The following is a 15,976-nucleotide window of genomic DNA, read 5'->3' as shown; positions in this document are numbered from 1 at the left end:
CTGTTAGCCTTGAGTGTTGATTTTTGTCCAAAAGAAAAACTGCCCAATTCGGCGGTTCATTCTTCTTTGGCTTTTAAATTTTTCCCCTCATGATAATCTTTCCATAACGGGCTGATGTATTTTTCCATTGTTTTTACGACAACATCTCTTCGGTTCTCTTCGACATTTACAGTGTCATTTGAAATGTCATTTCTAATTCGTATGAGCACAAATAAAGGGGGCAATGCAGCCTCACGGAGAGCCTTAATCATGATTTCTTCCTGTGAAGTAATATCCATAACTTATCTTTTTTCCTTTCTAGTAGGTTATACAACTATCCTAAGCCCTGACACCAGTGTCAGGCTCAAGCGGAAATAATCAATTCCACTATGCTCCCGATTGCTTCAATAAAAATCAACAACAAGTGTAACAGAGCTCTAGCGAAAAAAAAGAACCTCGCCGGGCCGTGCAGGCAGGGAGGTTCTTTGCAGCCGGAAGCGTGGGTGCTGCCGTAGCCTTTGGGGGCATCAGGCGGGGTATGACGGGTTGGCCCTCCCGGGCCGTCATAGCCGTCATGCGGACATAACCGCATAACGGTCCCAAGCGCTGGCGCGGCAGCGGCCTCTGCCAGGGCCCGGCTTACTGGCTTAAGCCCGCAAAATGCGCTTTGGCCTTGCGGATAAAATGCGCGACCGCCTCGTTCTGGTGAGTCTCCTTCACGAAAATGAGCGAGGTGGTCCGCGGCGTATTCATAAGTTCCGGCAGCTCACGGACGCAGAGCCCGTCATGATCGGACGAATGGTCGTGCAGGTACGATCTCGGCAGCAGCGTAGCCGCCTGGCACGTAACGACGAGACGCATGATCGCCTCGAACGAGTCGATTTCCATTTTGACGTCCGGAAAAATGAAAAAGCGGTGAAACAGCTCGTCGGTAAGCACCCGGTACCAGGTGCCTTTAGAGAAGAGGATCATCGAGAGGCCGTTCAGATCGGCGATGGACAGCTCCTCGCGGTCCAGGTAAGGATGACCCTGCGGCAGCACCAGACAGAGATGATCGTCGAAAAGAGGCTCGCAGGCGAGTCCCGGCTGGTCGATGGAGGAGGCGACGAGGCCGATGTCGACTTTCTTCTCCTTGACCATCATGACGATCTCGTGAGTTTTGCCGGTCAGAGCTTTCATGTCCGTAGACGGATATTCCGCCAGGTACATCGTCACAAGCTCGGGAAGCGTGGTCTGCAGCGTCGTCAGACTGGCTCCGATGGTGAGGCTCATATGGCGCCCGGCGGTCTTATATTCGTACAAGGTCTGCAGGAAGCGGCGTTCGGCCTGTCTCTGCTCCAGCGCATATTCGTATGCGATTTCGCCGGCCCGCGTTAAATCAAGGCGCTTCCCCTTGCGGGAAAAGAGCTGGACGCCGAGCTGCTCCTCCAGCTTCATGATCTTGCGCGATAAGGCAGGCTGCGACAAATTTAGCACCTGCGACGCTTTATTCAAGCTGGCCTGTTCGACAACGACAGCAAAAACGTCGAGATGTTCCATAATTCGTGCCTCCCTGGGGTTTAAATTCTTCTTATTATGCAAAAATATTATAATGAATATAAAAAAACAGCAATTCCATTATAAGCGATAAAGAGGTACGATGTATATGTCACCAGTTGTTCACAAAAAATTCGGCCCATTGTCGCTAATCCGAGGCAGGAAAAAGCGATGAGTGTGCCTTTTTTGGCGGTTGACGGTCCCCGGACAGGGGAGTACAATGGAATTTGGTTTTGTCTGGAATTGTCGAGACGTATCATGTCGAGGCGAAAATTTGAGGGGGGAAGCATCACTAATGGGCAAGAACTCGTATTTTAACCGCAAGCTGCATTCCTTGCTTGGCGTTATTCCGGTTGGTTTCTTCTTGATCGAGCATTTGCTTACCAACTTTGAAGCAACTAAGGGACCCGAAGCGTTTGTGGATCAAATCAACTGGCTGAACAGCCTGCCGCTCGTGCTTGTGCTCGAGATCGTCGGGATCTGGATTCCGCTCCTGTACCATGCCGTTTACGGCCTGTACGTAGCGTTTACGGCCCGCAACAACGTAAGCCGTTACGGCTATTTCCGCAACCAGATGTTTTTATGGCAGCGGATCACGGGGGTTCTTACCTTCCTGTTCGTGGCATGGCATTTCTTTGAAACGCGTTTTCAAGTGGCAATCGGCAACGTAGAGCATGAACGCTTAGGACAGACGATGCATGACATCGTATCTCAGCCTCTTTTGCTGACCATATACGTAATCGGCGTTATCGCCGCGTCTTTCCATTTTACAAACGGCATGTGGTCGTTCCTTGTCAGCTGGGGCATCACGGTGGGCCCACGCGCCCAACGCGTGTCTTCCTATATTTGGATCGGCTTGTTCGTTATCATGTCCGTCATGTTCATCGCTTCTCTCGTGGCATTTAAAGACCCGCAATTTCAGGAGCTTCCTGTCGTTAGCGGAATGATCGGAGGGGTGACCAGCAATGGCTAATTCAAAAGTAATTGTCGTCGGCGGCGGTCTGGCCGGCCTGATGGCAACCATTAAGGCAGCGGAAGCGGGTGTGCCCGTACAGCTTTTCTCCCTGGTTCCTGTAAAACGTTCCCACTCCGTGTGTGCTCAAGGCGGCATCAACGGTGCGGTTAATACGAAAGGTGAAGGCGACTCCACTTGGGAGCACTTTGACGATACGGTATACGGCGGCGACTTCCTCGCCAATCAACCGCCGGTTAAGGCGATGTGCGACGCGGCTCCCGGCATCATCCACTTGATGGACCGGATGGGCGTTATGTTCAACCGGACACCGGAAGGTCTTCTGGATTTCCGTCGTTTCGGCGGCACGAAATACCACCGTACGGCATTTGCCGGCGCTACGACAGGCCAGCAGCTGCTGTATGCGCTCGACGAGCAGGTCCGCCGTTTCGAAACAGCGGGACTCGTAACGAAGTTCGAGCACTGGGAATTCCTCGGCGCGGTTATCGACGACGACGGCGTTTGCCGCGGGATTGCCGCCCAAGATCTGCGCAACATGGAAGTGCAGACGTTCTCTTCCGATGCCGTCATCATGGCGACCGGCGGTCCCGGCATCATTTTCGGTAAAACAACGAACTCCGTTATTAACACCGGTACGGCGGCAAGTGCCGTGTACCAGCAGGGCGTTTACTACGCGAACGGCGAGTTCATCCAGATTCACCCGACCGCGATTCCGGGCGACGACAAGCTTCGCTTGATGTCCGAATCCGCGCGTGGTGAAGGCGGACGCGTATGGACGTATAAAGACGGCAAGCCTTGGTACTTCCTCGAAGAGAAATACCCGGCTTACGGAAACCTGGTGCCGCGTGATATCGCGACCCGTGAAATTTTCCACGTTTGTAACGACCTGAAGCTCGGCATCAACGGCGAGAACATGGTTTACCTGGATCTGTCTCACAAAGATCCGAAAGAGCTTGACGTTAAGCTGGGCGGTATCATCGAAATTTACGAGAAATTCACAGGCGACGACCCGCGGAAGCTTCCGATGAAGATTTTCCCTGCGGTTCACTATTCGATGGGCGGCATCTGGGTCGATTACAACCAAATGACGAACATTCCGGGCCTCTTCGCGGCAGGCGAGTGCGATTACTCCGTTCACGGAGCGAACCGTCTCGGAGCGAACTCCCTCGTATCCGCTATTTTCGGCGGTATGGTGGCAGGTCCTAAAGCAATCGAATATATCCAAGGTCTCGACAAGCACGTGGAAGATATGTCCACCGCTATGTTTGACCGCGAGAAGCAGAAGCACACCGATCGTTACGAAAGCCTGCTTAAAATGGACGGCAAAGAAAATGCTTACGTCATCCACAAAGAGCTCGGCGAGCTGATGACTTCGAACATGACTGTCGTGCGTTACAACAAGAATCTTGAAGAAACGATCGTCAAGATTAAAGAATATAAAGAACGTTTCCAGAATATCAACATGACGGATACGGCTCGCTGGAACAACCAGGGTGTCGCCTTCACGAGACAACTCTGGAACATGCTCGAACTTTCCGAAGCGATGACGCTGGGCGCTCTTCTGCGTAATGAGAGCCGCGGCGCTCACTACAAGCCGGAGTTCCCGGAACGCGATGACGATAACTTCCTGAAAACCACTAAAGCGAAGTGGACCCCTGAAGGTCCGGTTATCGAATACGAGGACGTAGACGTATCGCTTATCGCACCGCGTAAACGCGATTACACTACGGACAAGAAGAAGAAAGAGAAAGAGGGAGGGCATTGATCATGGCCGAAGCGCAAACTGCAGTACCAAGCAAAACGGTCAAGTTTATCGTCACCCGTCAAGACAGCCCGGAATCGGCTCCTTACAAAGAGGAGTTTGAAATCCCCTACCGTCCGAATATGAACGTGATCAGCGCTTTGATGGAAGTCCAGCGCAATCCGAAAACGGCGGACGGCGGCGAAACGACTCCGGTTTGCTGGGAGTCCAACTGTCTCGAGGAAGTATGCGGCGCCTGCTCCATGATCATCAACGGCAAAGCGCGTCAAGCCTGCGCTGCCTTGATCGACAAGCTGGAACAGCCGATCCGCGTAGAACCGATGCGTACGTTCCCGGTCGTAAGAGACCTGGTTATCGACCGCACCCGGATGTTCAACGCCCTCAAGAAAGTAAAAGCGTGGATTCCGATCGACGGTACGTACGATCTGGGTCCCGGACCGCGTATGGCGGAATCCAAGCGTCAGTGGGCTTACGAGCTTTCCAAGTGCATGACGTGCGGCGTATGTCTGGAAGTTTGCCCGAACGTAAACGAGAAGACAAGCTTCATCGGTCCTGCCGCGGTTTCGCAAGTCCGACTGTTCAACTCTCACCCTACAGGTGAAATGAACAAGGATGAGCGTCTCGATACGCTGATGGAAGACGGAGGCATCGAGGGCTGCGGTAACTCGCAGAACTGCGTGCGTTCCTGTCCGAAAGGCATTCCGCTCACGACTTCCATCGCGGAAATGAACAAGGACACCACGAAACGTCTGTTCAAAAAATGGTTGGGCATGTAAGCACACCGACCTGGCATATTATGAAATATATGGCACTTCCGCGCAGCACTTCCGCGCGGAAGTGCTTTTGTTATGAAAAGAAAACCTGCGGCATGCTAATGAAATAAAGCGATCCACGCCGTTTTAGTTTGGATAGAGAGAAGGGAAGCCCATCATGTGGAAAGCGATTATTCTAGTATTCCTGGGAGCATGCAGTTATGGAATGCTCTCTACGTTCGTTAAATTCGCGTATGAAGCGGGTTTCGAACCGGGTGAGGTGGTAGGCGCCCAAAACTTGTTCGGCACGCTGATCTCGCTCGTACTCGTTCTGACGCTCTCCCGCCATAAAATGAAGCCGGGACAATGGGTGCGGCTGCTTATGGTAGGCCTGACAACCGGTTCGACCGGCATTTTATATTACAATTCCCTGCAGACGGTTCCGGCCTCCATCGCCATTGTGCTGCTGTTCCAGTTCACCTGGATCGGCGTCATTCTGGAAGCGGTGCTGGAACGCAAAAGACCGAGCCGCGCGAAGGCGGTCTCCCTCGTGCTGCTCCTGATCGGAACGGGGCTGGCATCCGGCGTGGCCGATCTCGGCTCCATCGATTTACCCGTTGTCGGGGTAGTCCTTGGCCTGCTGTCCGCCGTGACGTACACCGGTTTTATTTATTTCAGCGGCAAGGTAAGTACGGAAGTTCCGGCTATCAACCGGACCTTGATGATGAATATGGGAGGCCTTCTTCTCGTATTCGTTTATCATACGCCGAGTTTTATATGGAACGGCGCGCTTGTAGAGGGACTATGGAAATATGCGCTGCTTGTCGGAGTATTCGGGATCGTGATTCCGACCGTATGCTTTAACTACGGCATGCCGAAACTGGGTACGGGTCTGGGTTCCATTCTCGGAGCGGCCGAGCTGCCTGTAGCTGTCGTGCTTTCGGCAGTAGTACTTCAGGAAAGCGTGTCTTTGGTGCAGTGGGCGGGTGTCCTGCTCATCCTTTTCGGAATCGCATATCCTCACCTGCGGAGAGGAAAAGCGGGGGAGCTTAAGCCGGTTTGATCGGGCTGCAGCCAACTCGGCTCTCGCTAACCCAAACATATAAAGAGCCGGAACGCATAAGCGTTTCGGCTCTTTGCTGTGCAAAAGGATGAACGTCACCTTTATGAGAGGAAGGTTTGCGGTTCGTTCGCGGGGAGGAGAAAATTGTTTTCGCCGCATTGCCGCAGCAGCTCCATTCGCTGTATCTGGCGCCTGCTGCCCGCGGCCTCGGCCTGCAACCGCGGGCACGTCCTTACAGGTCGTTCGTCAACACGACCTTGCCGATCGCGCTGCCCGACTCCAGGCGGCGGTGAGCCCCCGCCGCATCCCGGAACGTATACCGCTGTTCGTCCAGCAGCGGGCGCAGGTGGCCTTCGTCGGCCAGTCTCGCCAGACGCTCCAGCGTCTCGCCCTGGTGCTTGCGGCCGACGCCGGTCAGAAGGGGCAGCACGGTGAACACCACGTGCAGCGTCAACCCCTTCGCATGAAGCGGGCTGAGATCATGCGTGGAGCGGGCGGCGATGGCGACGACATGGCCGCCTGTGCGCGCGGCGGCGAAGGAACGGTCGAGGTTGTCTTTCCCGACCGTGTCGAACACGACGCCGAAGCCTTGGCCGCCATCGGAGCATCTGCGGACGTAATCTTCTACCGGTTCCGTCCGGTAGTTGATGACGCCGTCCGCGCCCAGTCGCGAAGCGATGTCCAGCTTCGCGCCGGAGGATGCCGTCGCGAAGACGTCGGCGCCGCCCCATTTGGCGAGCTGGATCGCAATGTGGCCGACGCCGCCTGCGGCGGCATGCACGAGAACCTGCTGGCCGGGCTGAAGCCGCGCCCGGTCGAACAGGCCCTGCCAGGCGGTGAGCGCCACGACGGGCAGGGCCGGCGGCTCGGCCCCCTGTCGCGGGGGGGGCGGGGGGGGGGGGGGGGGCCCCCCCGCGGCGCGGGAGCCCGGGGGGGCAGCCACGAGACCCGCCGGCCGGGGCGCAGCCCGCCCCGGGCCGACGGGGCCCGGCCGGGGGGTGACCCCCCCGCGGGGCGGGCCCGCCGCCTCGCTCATCGAGAGCGAGGCGGGCTTGCGGGCGATGAGCTCCGCATCGGCCAGCATGTATTCGGCGAGTGCGCCGCCGAAGCCCTTGAAGCCGCCGGCAAGGCCGTACACTTCGTCGCCGGGCCGGAACTTCGTCACGCCTTCGCCCACGGCCTCGACGGTGCCCGCTACATCGCCGTGCAGGACCACGGGAGCAGGCGGGGCGAGATTCGGCATCAGGCCTTGGCGGATCCGCGCGTCGATCGGATTCACGCTGCTGGCGGCGACACGGATAAGCACGTGTCCGGGCCGGACGGCCGGGGTCGGAATTTCTCCGATGGAGAACGATTCCGGCGCGCCGAATGTTTCGAGAAGAACTGCTTTCATGGGGAGCACCTCCGATAGGTTGACTGGTATGGGTACATTAGTTCCATTATAAAACACCCGGCACGAGAATGGTACAAGCCCTGATAAAGCGAAAAACACCGGACCCCTTGCAGGGGATTCCGGTGTTTGCGCGCCAATTCGACTCACGTCATGGCTTGTTTCTGAACGGGAATCAGAGCATCTTCCTGATGCTTCTCTTCCCGGTGTTTGAGAAATTCCCGGCCGTATTCGCCGTGAGGATGAATGCCCGCATGCTCCATCTGAATGGTGGAATGCGTAATGCCGTATTTTTCCTTCAGCGTTTCGTTAATGGCGAGGATGATACAGAACGGCTGGATTTTGTCGTCGATAAAAACGTGCGCCGTCAGAGAGTAATGATCCGTCGAGATCGCCCAAAGGTGCATTTCATGCACATCTTCGACTCCTTCGACACTGCCGATATCGCGGCGGATTTCCTCCAGATTGAACTTGGCGGGAACGGATTCCATCAGAATGAGGTAAGATTCCTTAATGATCCGGCTGCCTCCGATGAAAATAATGCAGCTGATTACGATACTGATCAAAGGATCGAACCACAGCATTCCCGTAAAATAAATGATAATCGCCGAAATAATGACCCCTACGGAACTGAGCAGGTCTCCGATAAAATGCCACAAAGCACTCTGGACATTGAGATTCTCCTCTTCTTCCATACTGCGGTGCAGGACCAGTGTAAGCACCAGGTTGACCACGAACCCGATGGAGGAGATGATGAGCATAAGTTTGAAATCAATGTTCTGCGGCTCGTAAAACCGCTTGATTCCCTCGATAAGGATTCCGATGGCGATCACAGCCAAGGCAAGTCCGTTAAGGAAAGAGGCAATGATTTCGAACCGCAGAAAGCCGAATGTATAGCGGCTGTTAGGTTTTCGGGAGGCGAGGTAAATGGCGGTCATGCTGAGTCCGAGTGCAATGACGTCTGAGATCATATGCGCGGAATCCGAGAGCAGGGCGAGGGAGTTCGACATAATCCCCCCGACAACTTCAACAACGGTGAAAAATAAGGTGAGGAGAAGGGTAATCCACAGCGTACGCTTGGACGTGGATTGTTCTTTCACATGGTCAAGATGGTGAAAATCGGTCATGGCTTGTACCTGCTTTCCGGCTTTTTTATATGGATGAACGGACAATAGTAGACGCTTCACTAGGTTGTTCTGTTGGAATTATACGTCACGTCCCGGAATCCTGCAACGGCTGATCTATGAAAAAACAAAAGCGGATTTTTCATAGGCGAATGCTGACGAAAACGGGGAAGCTGCCGTCGAATTTTAGAGAACGCTTTCAATTTTGTTACATAAATGAAATATTTCTGTTACGTTCCTATAATGTAAGGGAGGTATTATAATAACCAAGACCCCCTTTTTAATATACAACGTTTCAGGCTTACCCCGTTGGTAAGCCTGCTTTTTTTGTCTGGAGACTTGCTGCCTACGCCGCAATGTATCCGGAAGCCGCAGTATGAGCACGCTGTACCCTGTTTGGAATCGTATCTCATCTTGCAGGCGATTTTTTTCCCGTATGATCTCCGGTGGGACGGGGAAGCTATTCCAGGCAGTCCGTGAAGGCGCCCAAAATCGTTTACCGGAGGGATTTACACGATGTATAACAACTACAACCAACAGCTGCAGCAATGCCAGCAGACGGTTCAACAGCTTATCCAGCAAACCCAGCAGGCAAGCGCGGTTTATCAGCAGCTTCTTCAGCAGGAGCAGCAAAACGCGCAGCAGCTGGAACAGCTCGCCCAAAGAGAGCGTCAAGCCAGCCAGATTATCCAAACCGCTCTCCAAGGACACAGCCGCGCCGTTCAACAAATGCAGCATGTGTCCCAAATTTGCGGACAGCTGGAGCAATCTTTCAACAATACCGCTATTTACTCCCAGCAAAATAACAGTTCCGTCAACTACCGCTTCCAGTAAAAGAAGCGGCGATCCTTCCTAAAATCCTTGGCCGGCGGCTAATAGCACCGAGGTATTGGGAAGACGTGTTATCAGATAACGGGATGAGGCGTGCAGGGAACTGTCGGCTTTATGGATCTGCTTCCTACGCATCATTCGGAATCACAGCTCACGCAATTAAACAAAACCGGCCGATTGACGGCCGGTTTTGTTATGTCTTTTTATGAAATGCGACGGGTATTACAGGGTGACGAGAACTCGCTCTTTATTGCGGAAGAAGCACCATTCTTTATACCCGATTTCTTTCAGCCGCTTGCTTACGAGTTCGAAGTCGTCGCCTACACGCTGGGGAACATGAGCGTCTGAGCCGAAAGTGACTTTAACCCCGTAATGGAGGGCGCGTTCCAGAATAAGATCGGACGGATACCATCCGCCAACGGTTTTGGTTTTGCCGGAAGTGTTGATTTCGATCGCCACATCCTCATCCGCGATGACTTTCAAGGTTTCGTCCACTTTGGGAGTCGGGATGTCCGAGAAAGCGGGATAGAATCCTTTCATCGCGTCGATATGACCCAGTATCTGAAACAATCCGGCTCTTGCCGATTGCTGGATCAGATCGTAGTAGGTCTCTTTGTGGACGATATGCTGAGCGTCGTCAAGCCCTTTCCACCGGTTCTTGTTAAAAATGCTGACGCCTCCGGACAGGTGGACTGAACCTATAATATAGTCGAAGGGATATTTCTCATACATGGAACGGTAAAGGTCCAGATGCTCCGGGAAAAAGTCGGATTCGACGCCGAGCAGCACTTCGATTTTACTCTCATATTCCTTCTTCAGGCCGAGCACTTCTTCCACATAGGCGGCGAAGGCGCTTTTGGCCATGGCGATTCCCGGGAACAGCTGGTCCTGCTCGCTGTAAAAATAAGGGGAATGATCGGAGATGCCGATCACGGACAAGCCTGCCTCTACCGCCGCGTCTACGTAGTGACGGATGGTTCCCGTTGCGTGCCCGCATCTTTCATTGTGCGTATGAAGATCGAATTTCATAAGTAGCCCTCCTATTCGGAACCGAGAAATTGGGTTTCCGGCATTCCTTTCAAATCCTGCAGGAATTGGTGCATCGCGGAGTTGAGGTAGCGGCCGGATTTGTATACAACGCCGACGGGATGAGTGATATCTAACTCGTCTACTTTCACCATTTTCAGCGTACCGTGGTCGAGATCGTTGACGACAGACAACTTCGAGATGATAGCGGCGCCGAGATTCAGCTCGACCATCCGTTTTACTTCCTCGCTGCTCGACAGCTCCATCACGATTTGGGGGTTGATATCGTACGTTTTGAACACCTGATCGACGAATCGGCGCCCCGCCGTTTCCGGGGATAGCATAATAAAGGGCAGATTGCGCAGCTTCTCGATGGAAATATGAGCGTACCGGCTTAACGGGTGACTGGTGGATACGATGAGCTCGAACGTGTCGTAATACAGGACGGAAGCCTCCAGAGACGGATACTTTTCGTAGAGATACGAAATTCCGATATCTACGCTGCCGTTATCGACACTGGCCATAATTTGCGAAGAGGTCATGGAATGAATGGTGGTTTTGATTAAAGGGAACTGGTCCTGAAAATAAAACAGCACCCGCGGTAAAATTTGCATGGCAATGGACGTGGTCGTCCCGATGTGGATATGGCCTTGGGGAGTCTGGCTCAGATCGGCCAGCCGTTGTTTCAAATCCTCGACAGTGCGGAGGATTCTTTCGGCGTGCTCCAGGAACAGCTTGCCGCTGTCCGTCAGCGTCACAGGCTGGTTGCGGTCGATCAGAATCGTCCCGAACTCCTCTTCCAAGCTTCTAATCTGCGCAGATACGGCCGGCTGCGTCAGGTTAAGAAGTTCGCCTGCCTTACGGAAACTCATCGTCTTGGAAATCGTGATGAGCGTCTCCAATTGATTGAGATTCATGGGCAGCCCTCCGATTATAAGTAAAATTTATCGAAACATATAACGAGATAACTTAATTTTCTTTTTATTATAAAGGAAGGCCGAGGAGAGTTCAAATGAACGGATGTAAATAAATGACAACCGGGTTTTGCGGGATCCTTTTAATTCCGATTGCAAAAAGAGGGGAGAAACGGGCCTCTTCGTTTAGGCGAGGTTCCCATTTCTCTGTAGGAATGAGAGCTGTCCGATTCCCAGCTTTCGGGCCGGGCTATTTCATAAGACTGTTCCAAAAATGAGGCAGGTCGCGGCAAATCAGATCCGGCTCGTTCCCGGACTTCGAAATGTGCTCCCGGACATTCGCCTCCGTGGCAAGGCCTGTCAGCACGAGAGCCGTCCGGCAGCCGGCCGCTATCCCGCCGCCGATGTCCGTTGCGGTATTGTCGCCGATCACCCACGTGTCTTTCGCCTGCAGCTCCAGACGGGCCAGGGCATAGTTCATAATGACCGGCGACGGCTTGCCGATGACGACCGGATTGGCGCCGGAAGCGGTCCGGATGAGGGCGCCGATGGAGCCGGCTCCGGGAATCAGGCCGCTGTCGGACGGAAGCAGGTGATCCGGGTTCGTCAGGATATACCGGGCGCCGCCCAGCAGGTGCTTGACCGCCGACGCCAGCTTGTCGTAGGTCAACTGCCGGTCGATACCTTGAACGACATAATCCGGCTCTTTGTCGGTGAGCTCGAACCCGGCTTCCAGCAGAGCGCTCTGCAGTCCTTCTTCGCCGATGCAGTAGACGCGATTGCCGCTTCCGTGTTCGAGCAAATACTGAACTGAAGCCATTGCCGTCGTGTACACGCGTTCGGGTCCGACTTCTATGCCCATCCCGTTTAAATGGCCGGCTACGTGTTCTGGGGAGCGGGACGAATTATTGGTCACAAGGAGGTAAGGGAGGCCGTTCTTATTGAGCAGCTCCACAAACTCCTTCGCGCCCGGTATGGCTTCGTTCCCTTTGTAGAGGGTGCCATCCAAATCAATCAGAAATCCGTGCATGCTTTTGTTCACCTCACCATTTATCGTACCAAACGGAATGCTTCCTCACAAGCGCGGTCATTTATGACGTGCAAAGAGGCCCGGAGGCGTCTAATCCGGTAAAAGACGGATTGGCTTGGCTCTAATCCCCGCGGTGTCCGGAAAATCTCAAAAGGGGAACTAGGACCGCGCTCTTCCTGCTCGACACCGCTTTATAGGTCCAATGATAATAAAGACTCAAAACCGACATAGACAAAATGGGACAAAGTAGGACAAAAGAAGTATACGGACAGCGAATTTTACTATATAATGTAGAAAAATGTGTAAGTTTGGTTCGAAAAAAATCCGACATGAGTGCCTAAACCGGAGAAACGGTTTTAACGCCTTGTGAAATAATTTTGTTCCTATATGTTGGTAAAGGGGTTAAAGAGCACATGAAAGCGGAGTACATCAATCCTTTTCTGGAATCCGCGCGGATTGTCATCGAACAAGTCGCGAACGTGCGTCCGACTACCGGTAAATTATCTGTCAAAGATATTTACTTTATCGAACGTTATGTATGGATACAAATCGGTATGACCGGTCAAATGCAGGGAAACATACGCTTCGGTTTTGAAGAGTCGACGGCGCTGCGTATGGTTTCCGCTATGATGGGCGGATTTATTTTGACCGAGCTGGACGAAATGGGACACAGTGCGATTTCCGAACTCGGAAACATGATCAGCGGCAACGCCAGCACGATTTTGTACAATCAGGGCATCAAGGTTGACATTACGCCTCCCAAGGTCGTTACGGGAGACATCCATGAGGTGGACGCACTGAAAGCGCTGACGGTTCCTCTGCTTATGGACGGAATCGGAGAATTGGATATTCAGGTTCTTCTCGCTTAGCTAAGCCGGGCTGAGAGCCGGAGGACCGGCAAAAGGACTGTTTCTTTTGAAGCAGTCTTTTTTTGAGTTTAAGCGATATTCGGGTGTAAAGGGAGCTCTGGAAAAACGCCTGCCTCCGCCTGGTGAAGAGCAGCCGCGTAAGGTATACTAAGCCTACAAGCTTCATTGGAAGGGGAAGAAGCACATCCATGAATATAGCAGGCAAAGTAGTCGTCGTCACCGGAGCCTCCAGCGGAATAGGCGCGCAGACCGCACGGGCGTTGGCGCAGCGTGGAGCGGTACCCGTTCTGATGGCCCGCTCGAGGGACAAGCTGGAGCGGCTGGCGGCGGAGATCGGCGGATGTGGCGTGTACCGGCTCGATGTGCAGGATACGGCCGAAGTGAACCGGGTTTTCGCCGAAGTGTACGCCGAGTACGGGCGAATCGACGTTCTCGTCAATAACGCGGGGTTCGGAGTATTCGAACGGTTTCTGGACGCTCCGCTGGAGCAGTTCGAAGAGATGATGGACGTGAATTACTTGGGCATCGTCCGCTGCACGAAAGCGGTTCTTCCGGCTATGGTCAAATCGGGCTCGGGCCACATCGTCAATATCGCTTCGATGGCCGGCAAAATCGGATCGGCGAAGTCCTCCGGATACTCCGCGACGAAACACGCCGTTCTCGGCCTGACAAACTCGCTCCGCCAGGAGCTGGCGGGAACCGGTGTCCGGCTCAGCGCCGTTAATCCGGGCCCGATCGACACCCCGTTCTTCGAACGGGCGGACCCTACGGGGAATTACGTCAAGAACATCAGCTGGTTCATGCTGAAGCCGGAGCGGGTGGCCGAAGCGATCATTCGTGCGGTCGAGAAAGAGAAGGCGGAGATTGACCTGCCTTTTATAGCGGGAATCGGCACGAAGCTGTACTCGCTGTTTCCCCGTCTGCTGGATAAATCCGCACAGCGCATGCTGAACAAGAAATAACCTAGAAAAAAAGCGGCTCTCCTGCAGGAGAATCGCTTTTTTTCTAGGTTCCATGGGGAACATGCGGAAAAACGTGCGGTGAGAAAACCGGGAACTGTTGACGGTGATCAGAAGCTCTGGTTTTGCCCGGTCGTTCTGCCGACTTCCTGGACGATTTCTTCGTCCGTTAAGCCGTGAGCGTTGATGACGGAAGCGGAGGTGGTGGCATCCGCGAAGCCCATCACGTTCTGGTCCAGCCCGGAAATGACCACGCAGGACGCTCCGTCCGCCTGATTCAACGAGGTAACTTCGTAGCCGCTGCTCTGCAGGGCCTGCTTCACACTGGATAAGCTGTCTTCGACTGCGATTTTAGACATATGCCTTCGCTCCTTTATAAGGGATCTCAGGCTTATTGTGGCTGCGTGGACGACTTCTTATTCAGGTTTGCCCCGGTTTGCCTTCTGCCGCTCGTTGAGATCGCGGATTTCTTCGAAAATGGCCCGGACTTGCGCTTTGGCGTCGGGGTGCGAGCCGTTCCAGTGATTCGTAAGTGCGGGCATCGCTTTATGTAAGTGTTGATAGACGGCCCAGATTTTTATTTTCTCGCTCATTTCGGAGGAACCGTCCCCGGTCAACAGCTCGGCCGCTTTGGATACGAGGGCGTTAAACTCGTTTTCGAAATCTTGACTCATAAGATCATTCCTTCCGTATGAAAATAAGATACTTCCAGTCTATCGGAAGCCATGGGGACTGTAAAGTTTCCTTCACGAAAGGTCCCGGGTCGGTCCGCAACTGCATTCAGGACATAGACATACAAGGAGGCTGAACAAGCATGTCGGAATCCATTCAATCGGGGAAAAAAATCAGCACCCTCTCGCCGGTCACCTTGTCGCCTGTCGTACGCGCGGCCGGTAACGAAGCGGGAAGCCTTAAAGACGGCCGGCTCCTGAAGAAGGAGCTGCTGTCCCGGCACGCGAGAAATGTCTCGCTGTACGTCGTAACGTACGCGGCCCAGGGACTTCGCGTCAAAGGCTATCTCGCCGTGCCGGATCATGCGGAACCGCTGCCTGCCGTCGTCTACTGCCGGGGAGGCATCCGGCGCGTCGGCATGGTGCGGATCCGCCGGATCGTTTCGATGGCGCGGCGGGGGTATGTCGTTTTCGCGCCCTTCTACCGCGGGAACGAAGGAGGAGAAGGACGCGAGGACTTTGCCGGAGAGGACCGGTACGATGTGTATCACGGGCTGCTGATGCTGAGGGATCTGCCCGAAGTCGCCTCCGTACCGATCTCGATGATCGGCTTCTCTCGCGGCGCGCTTATGGCGCTGCTGGCCGCCAGAGACTGCGAGGAGGTGGGCCCCGTCGTCGTATGGGGCGGCGTCAGCGACCTTCACGACACGTACGAGGAGCGGGTCGACTTGCGGCGCATGCTCAAACGGGTCGTCGGCCATCCCCTCAAGCAGGCGGATGAGTATATCCGCAGGTCGCCGGCCAGATGGGCCGACCTTATCGAGTCTCCCGTGTTGATCGTACACGGAACCGCCGACCCGCAGGTCAACATTTCCCACGCCTACAAGCTGGCCGCCGCGCTTGAACATGCGGGTAAAGACCACACCCTGCTCATTTACGAAGGGCTGGAACACCGTTTTCCGAAAGAAATGGACGAAGTGGCGCTGGACGAGGTTTTCCGCTGGATAGAGCAGAAAAGAATTGAAATAGAAGGGGAGATAAGTAAAAAATAAGGAAAAACGCTTTATTTTCCTAATTTTAAATAGAAAAAAATCTCC

17 protein-coding genes are annotated in these 15,976 nt (G+C 54.0%); 8 read left to right on the top strand and 9 right to left on the bottom strand.

Annotated features, from left to right (window positions below):
- Positions 1 to 56: 56 nt before the first annotated feature.
- Together KVT34_RS09825 and KVT34_RS09820 are read right to left on the bottom strand one after the other, a co-directional pair.
- Positions 57 to 278: a hypothetical protein gene (locus KVT34_RS09825; RefSeq protein ID WP_217558388.1), complete on the bottom strand. Its 222-nt coding sequence runs from the start codon at positions 276 to 278 to the stop codon at positions 57 to 59.
- 340 nt (positions 279 to 618) lie between these two features.
- Positions 619 to 1,518 carry a LysR family transcriptional regulator gene (locus KVT34_RS09820; protein ID WP_217558387.1) on the bottom strand — a complete coding sequence of 300 codons (900 nt, stop codon included), beginning with the start codon at positions 1,516 to 1,518 and terminating at the stop codon, positions 619 to 621.
- Positions 1,519 to 1,810: 292 nt separating this feature from the next.
- Here KVT34_RS09820 and KVT34_RS09815 point away from each other — a divergent pair, with 292 nt between their 5' ends.
- From KVT34_RS09815 to KVT34_RS09800, 4 genes are all read left to right on the top strand, one after another.
- Positions 1,811 to 2,488: a succinate dehydrogenase cytochrome b558 subunit gene (locus KVT34_RS09815; protein ID WP_217558385.1), complete on the top strand. Its 678-nt coding sequence runs from the start codon at positions 1,811 to 1,813 to the stop codon at positions 2,486 to 2,488.
- The gene (sdhA, locus tag KVT34_RS09810) at positions 2,481 to 4,253 is read left to right on the top strand and encodes a succinate dehydrogenase flavoprotein subunit (RefSeq protein WP_217558384.1); all 1,773 of its coding nucleotides are present in this window, start codon (positions 2,481 to 2,483) and stop codon (positions 4,251 to 4,253) included. Before KVT34_RS09815 ends, sdhA begins: the two co-directional genes overlap by 8 nt.
- A 2-nt stretch (positions 4,254 to 4,255) precedes the next feature.
- On the top strand, positions 4,256 to 5,026 hold the full coding sequence (gene sdhB, locus KVT34_RS09805; RefSeq protein ID WP_042233411.1) for a succinate dehydrogenase iron-sulfur subunit: 771 nt from the start codon (positions 4,256 to 4,258) through the stop codon (positions 5,024 to 5,026).
- 154 nt (positions 5,027 to 5,180) lie between these two features.
- Positions 5,181 to 6,065 carry an EamA family transporter gene (locus KVT34_RS09800; protein ID WP_217558383.1) on the top strand — a complete coding sequence of 295 codons (885 nt, stop codon included), beginning with the start codon at positions 5,181 to 5,183 and terminating at the stop codon, positions 6,063 to 6,065.
- A gap of 232 nt (positions 6,066 to 6,297) precedes the next feature.
- On the opposite strand, the gene KVT34_RS31765 is transcribed toward KVT34_RS09800, so the two are convergent.
- On the bottom strand, positions 6,298 to 7,458 hold the full coding sequence (locus KVT34_RS31765) for a zinc-dependent alcohol dehydrogenase family protein (protein ID WP_254634667.1): 1,161 nt from the start codon (positions 7,456 to 7,458) through the stop codon (positions 6,298 to 6,300).
- Between the two features lie 143 nt (positions 7,459 to 7,601).
- Entirely contained in the window at positions 7,602 to 8,582 is a 981-nt protein-coding gene (locus KVT34_RS09785; protein ID WP_217558382.1) for a cation diffusion facilitator family transporter, read from the bottom strand.
- 513 nt (positions 8,583 to 9,095) lie between these two features.
- Here KVT34_RS09785 and KVT34_RS09780 point away from each other — a divergent pair.
- A complete protein-coding gene (locus KVT34_RS09780) occupies positions 9,096 to 9,413 on the top strand; it encodes a hypothetical protein (protein ID WP_254634666.1) in 318 nt (105 codons plus the stop codon).
- Positions 9,414 to 9,632: 219 nt separating this feature from the next.
- Here KVT34_RS09780 and KVT34_RS09775 read toward each other — a convergent pair whose 3' ends face one another.
- From KVT34_RS09775 to KVT34_RS09765, 3 genes are all read right to left on the bottom strand, one after another.
- The gene (locus KVT34_RS09775; protein WP_217558381.1) at positions 9,633 to 10,439 is read right to left on the bottom strand and encodes a histidinol-phosphatase; all 807 of its coding nucleotides are present in this window, start codon (positions 10,437 to 10,439) and stop codon (positions 9,633 to 9,635) included.
- An 11-nt stretch (positions 10,440 to 10,450) separates the two neighbouring features.
- Entirely contained in the window at positions 10,451 to 11,353 is a 903-nt protein-coding gene (locus KVT34_RS09770) for a LysR family transcriptional regulator (RefSeq protein ID WP_103995844.1), read from the bottom strand.
- 247 nt (positions 11,354 to 11,600) lie between these two features.
- Positions 11,601 to 12,380 (bottom strand): TIGR01457 family HAD-type hydrolase, encoded by a 780-nt coding sequence (locus KVT34_RS09765; protein ID WP_217558380.1) that lies wholly within the window; start codon positions 12,378 to 12,380, stop codon positions 11,601 to 11,603.
- 413 nt (positions 12,381 to 12,793) lie between these two features.
- On the opposite strand from KVT34_RS09765, the gene KVT34_RS09760 reads away from it, so the two are divergent.
- Both KVT34_RS09760 and KVT34_RS09755 read left to right on the top strand, forming a co-directional pair.
- Positions 12,794 to 13,249: a chemotaxis protein CheX gene (locus tag KVT34_RS09760; protein WP_042233396.1), complete on the top strand. Its 456-nt coding sequence runs from the start codon at positions 12,794 to 12,796 to the stop codon at positions 13,247 to 13,249.
- A 188-nt stretch (positions 13,250 to 13,437) separates the two neighbouring features.
- Positions 13,438 to 14,211 carry an SDR family NAD(P)-dependent oxidoreductase gene (locus KVT34_RS09755; protein ID WP_217558379.1) on the top strand — a complete coding sequence of 258 codons (774 nt, stop codon included), beginning with the start codon at positions 13,438 to 13,440 and terminating at the stop codon, positions 14,209 to 14,211.
- Positions 14,212 to 14,318: 107 nt separating this feature from the next.
- On the opposite strand, the gene KVT34_RS09750 is transcribed toward KVT34_RS09755, so the two are convergent.
- Positions 14,319 to 14,567: a YkuS family protein gene (locus KVT34_RS09750; protein ID WP_217558378.1), complete on the bottom strand. Its 249-nt coding sequence runs from the start codon at positions 14,565 to 14,567 to the stop codon at positions 14,319 to 14,321.
- 57 nt (positions 14,568 to 14,624) lie between these two features.
- Positions 14,625 to 14,882 (bottom strand): DUF2573 family protein, encoded by a 258-nt coding sequence (locus KVT34_RS09745; protein ID WP_217558376.1) that lies wholly within the window; start codon positions 14,880 to 14,882, stop codon positions 14,625 to 14,627.
- Positions 14,883 to 15,022: 140 nt separating this feature from the next.
- Here KVT34_RS09745 and KVT34_RS09740 point away from each other — a divergent pair, with 140 nt between their 5' ends.
- Positions 15,023 to 15,931, top strand: coding sequence for an alpha/beta hydrolase family protein (locus KVT34_RS09740; protein ID WP_217558374.1), 909 nt, complete (start codon positions 15,023 to 15,025; stop codon positions 15,929 to 15,931).
- The last annotated feature ends 45 nt before the right edge of the window (positions 15,932 to 15,976 follow it).

The organism is Paenibacillus sp. GbtcB18, from assembly GCF_019091125.1.
GTDB lineage: Bacteria > Bacillota > Bacilli > Paenibacillales > NBRC-103111 > Paenibacillus_F > Paenibacillus_F chitinolyticus.
This window is presented reverse-complemented; position numbering and strand designations above follow the sequence as displayed.

What these genes read in the sequence shown, in the direction of transcription:
- KVT34_RS09825 (WP_217558388.1), bottom strand. Translation starts at nt 278, where the DNA reads ATGGATATTACTTCACAGGAAGAAATCATGATTAAGGCTCTCCGTGAG.
- KVT34_RS09820 (WP_217558387.1), bottom strand. Translation starts at nt 1,518, where the DNA reads ATGGAACATCTCGACGTTTTTGCTGTCGTTGTCGAACAGGCCAGCTTG.
- KVT34_RS09815 (WP_217558385.1), top strand. Translation starts at nt 1,811, where the DNA reads ATGGGCAAGAACTCGTATTTTAACCGCAAGCTGCATTCCTTGCTTGGC.
- sdhA (WP_217558384.1), top strand. Translation starts at nt 2,481, where the DNA reads ATGGCTAATTCAAAAGTAATTGTCGTCGGCGGCGGTCTGGCCGGCCTG.
- sdhB (WP_042233411.1), top strand. Translation starts at nt 4,256, where the DNA reads ATGGCCGAAGCGCAAACTGCAGTACCAAGCAAAACGGTCAAGTTTATC.
- KVT34_RS09800 (WP_217558383.1), top strand. Translation starts at nt 5,181, where the DNA reads ATGTGGAAAGCGATTATTCTAGTATTCCTGGGAGCATGCAGTTATGGA.
- KVT34_RS31765 (WP_254634667.1), bottom strand. Translation starts at nt 7,458, where the DNA reads ATGAAAGCAGTTCTTCTCGAAACATTCGGCGCGCCGGAATCGTTCTCC.
- KVT34_RS09785 (WP_217558382.1), bottom strand. Translation starts at nt 8,582, where the DNA reads ATGACCGATTTTCACCATCTTGACCATGTGAAAGAACAATCCACGTCC.
- KVT34_RS09780 (WP_254634666.1), top strand. Translation starts at nt 9,096, where the DNA reads ATGTATAACAACTACAACCAACAGCTGCAGCAATGCCAGCAGACGGTT.
- KVT34_RS09775 (WP_217558381.1), bottom strand. Translation starts at nt 10,439, where the DNA reads ATGAAATTCGATCTTCATACGCACAATGAAAGATGCGGGCACGCAACG.
- KVT34_RS09770 (WP_103995844.1), bottom strand. Translation starts at nt 11,353, where the DNA reads ATGAATCTCAATCAATTGGAGACGCTCATCACGATTTCCAAGACGATG.
- KVT34_RS09765 (WP_217558380.1), bottom strand. Translation starts at nt 12,380, where the DNA reads ATGCACGGATTTCTGATTGATTTGGATGGCACCCTCTACAAAGGGAAC.
- KVT34_RS09760 (WP_042233396.1), top strand. Translation starts at nt 12,794, where the DNA reads ATGAAAGCGGAGTACATCAATCCTTTTCTGGAATCCGCGCGGATTGTC.
- KVT34_RS09755 (WP_217558379.1), top strand. Translation starts at nt 13,438, where the DNA reads ATGAATATAGCAGGCAAAGTAGTCGTCGTCACCGGAGCCTCCAGCGGA.
- KVT34_RS09750 (WP_217558378.1), bottom strand. Translation starts at nt 14,567, where the DNA reads ATGTCTAAAATCGCAGTCGAAGACAGCTTATCCAGTGTGAAGCAGGCC.
- KVT34_RS09745 (WP_217558376.1), bottom strand. Translation starts at nt 14,882, where the DNA reads ATGAGTCAAGATTTCGAAAACGAGTTTAACGCCCTCGTATCCAAAGCG.
- KVT34_RS09740 (WP_217558374.1), top strand. Translation starts at nt 15,023, where the DNA reads ATGTCGGAATCCATTCAATCGGGGAAAAAAATCAGCACCCTCTCGCCG.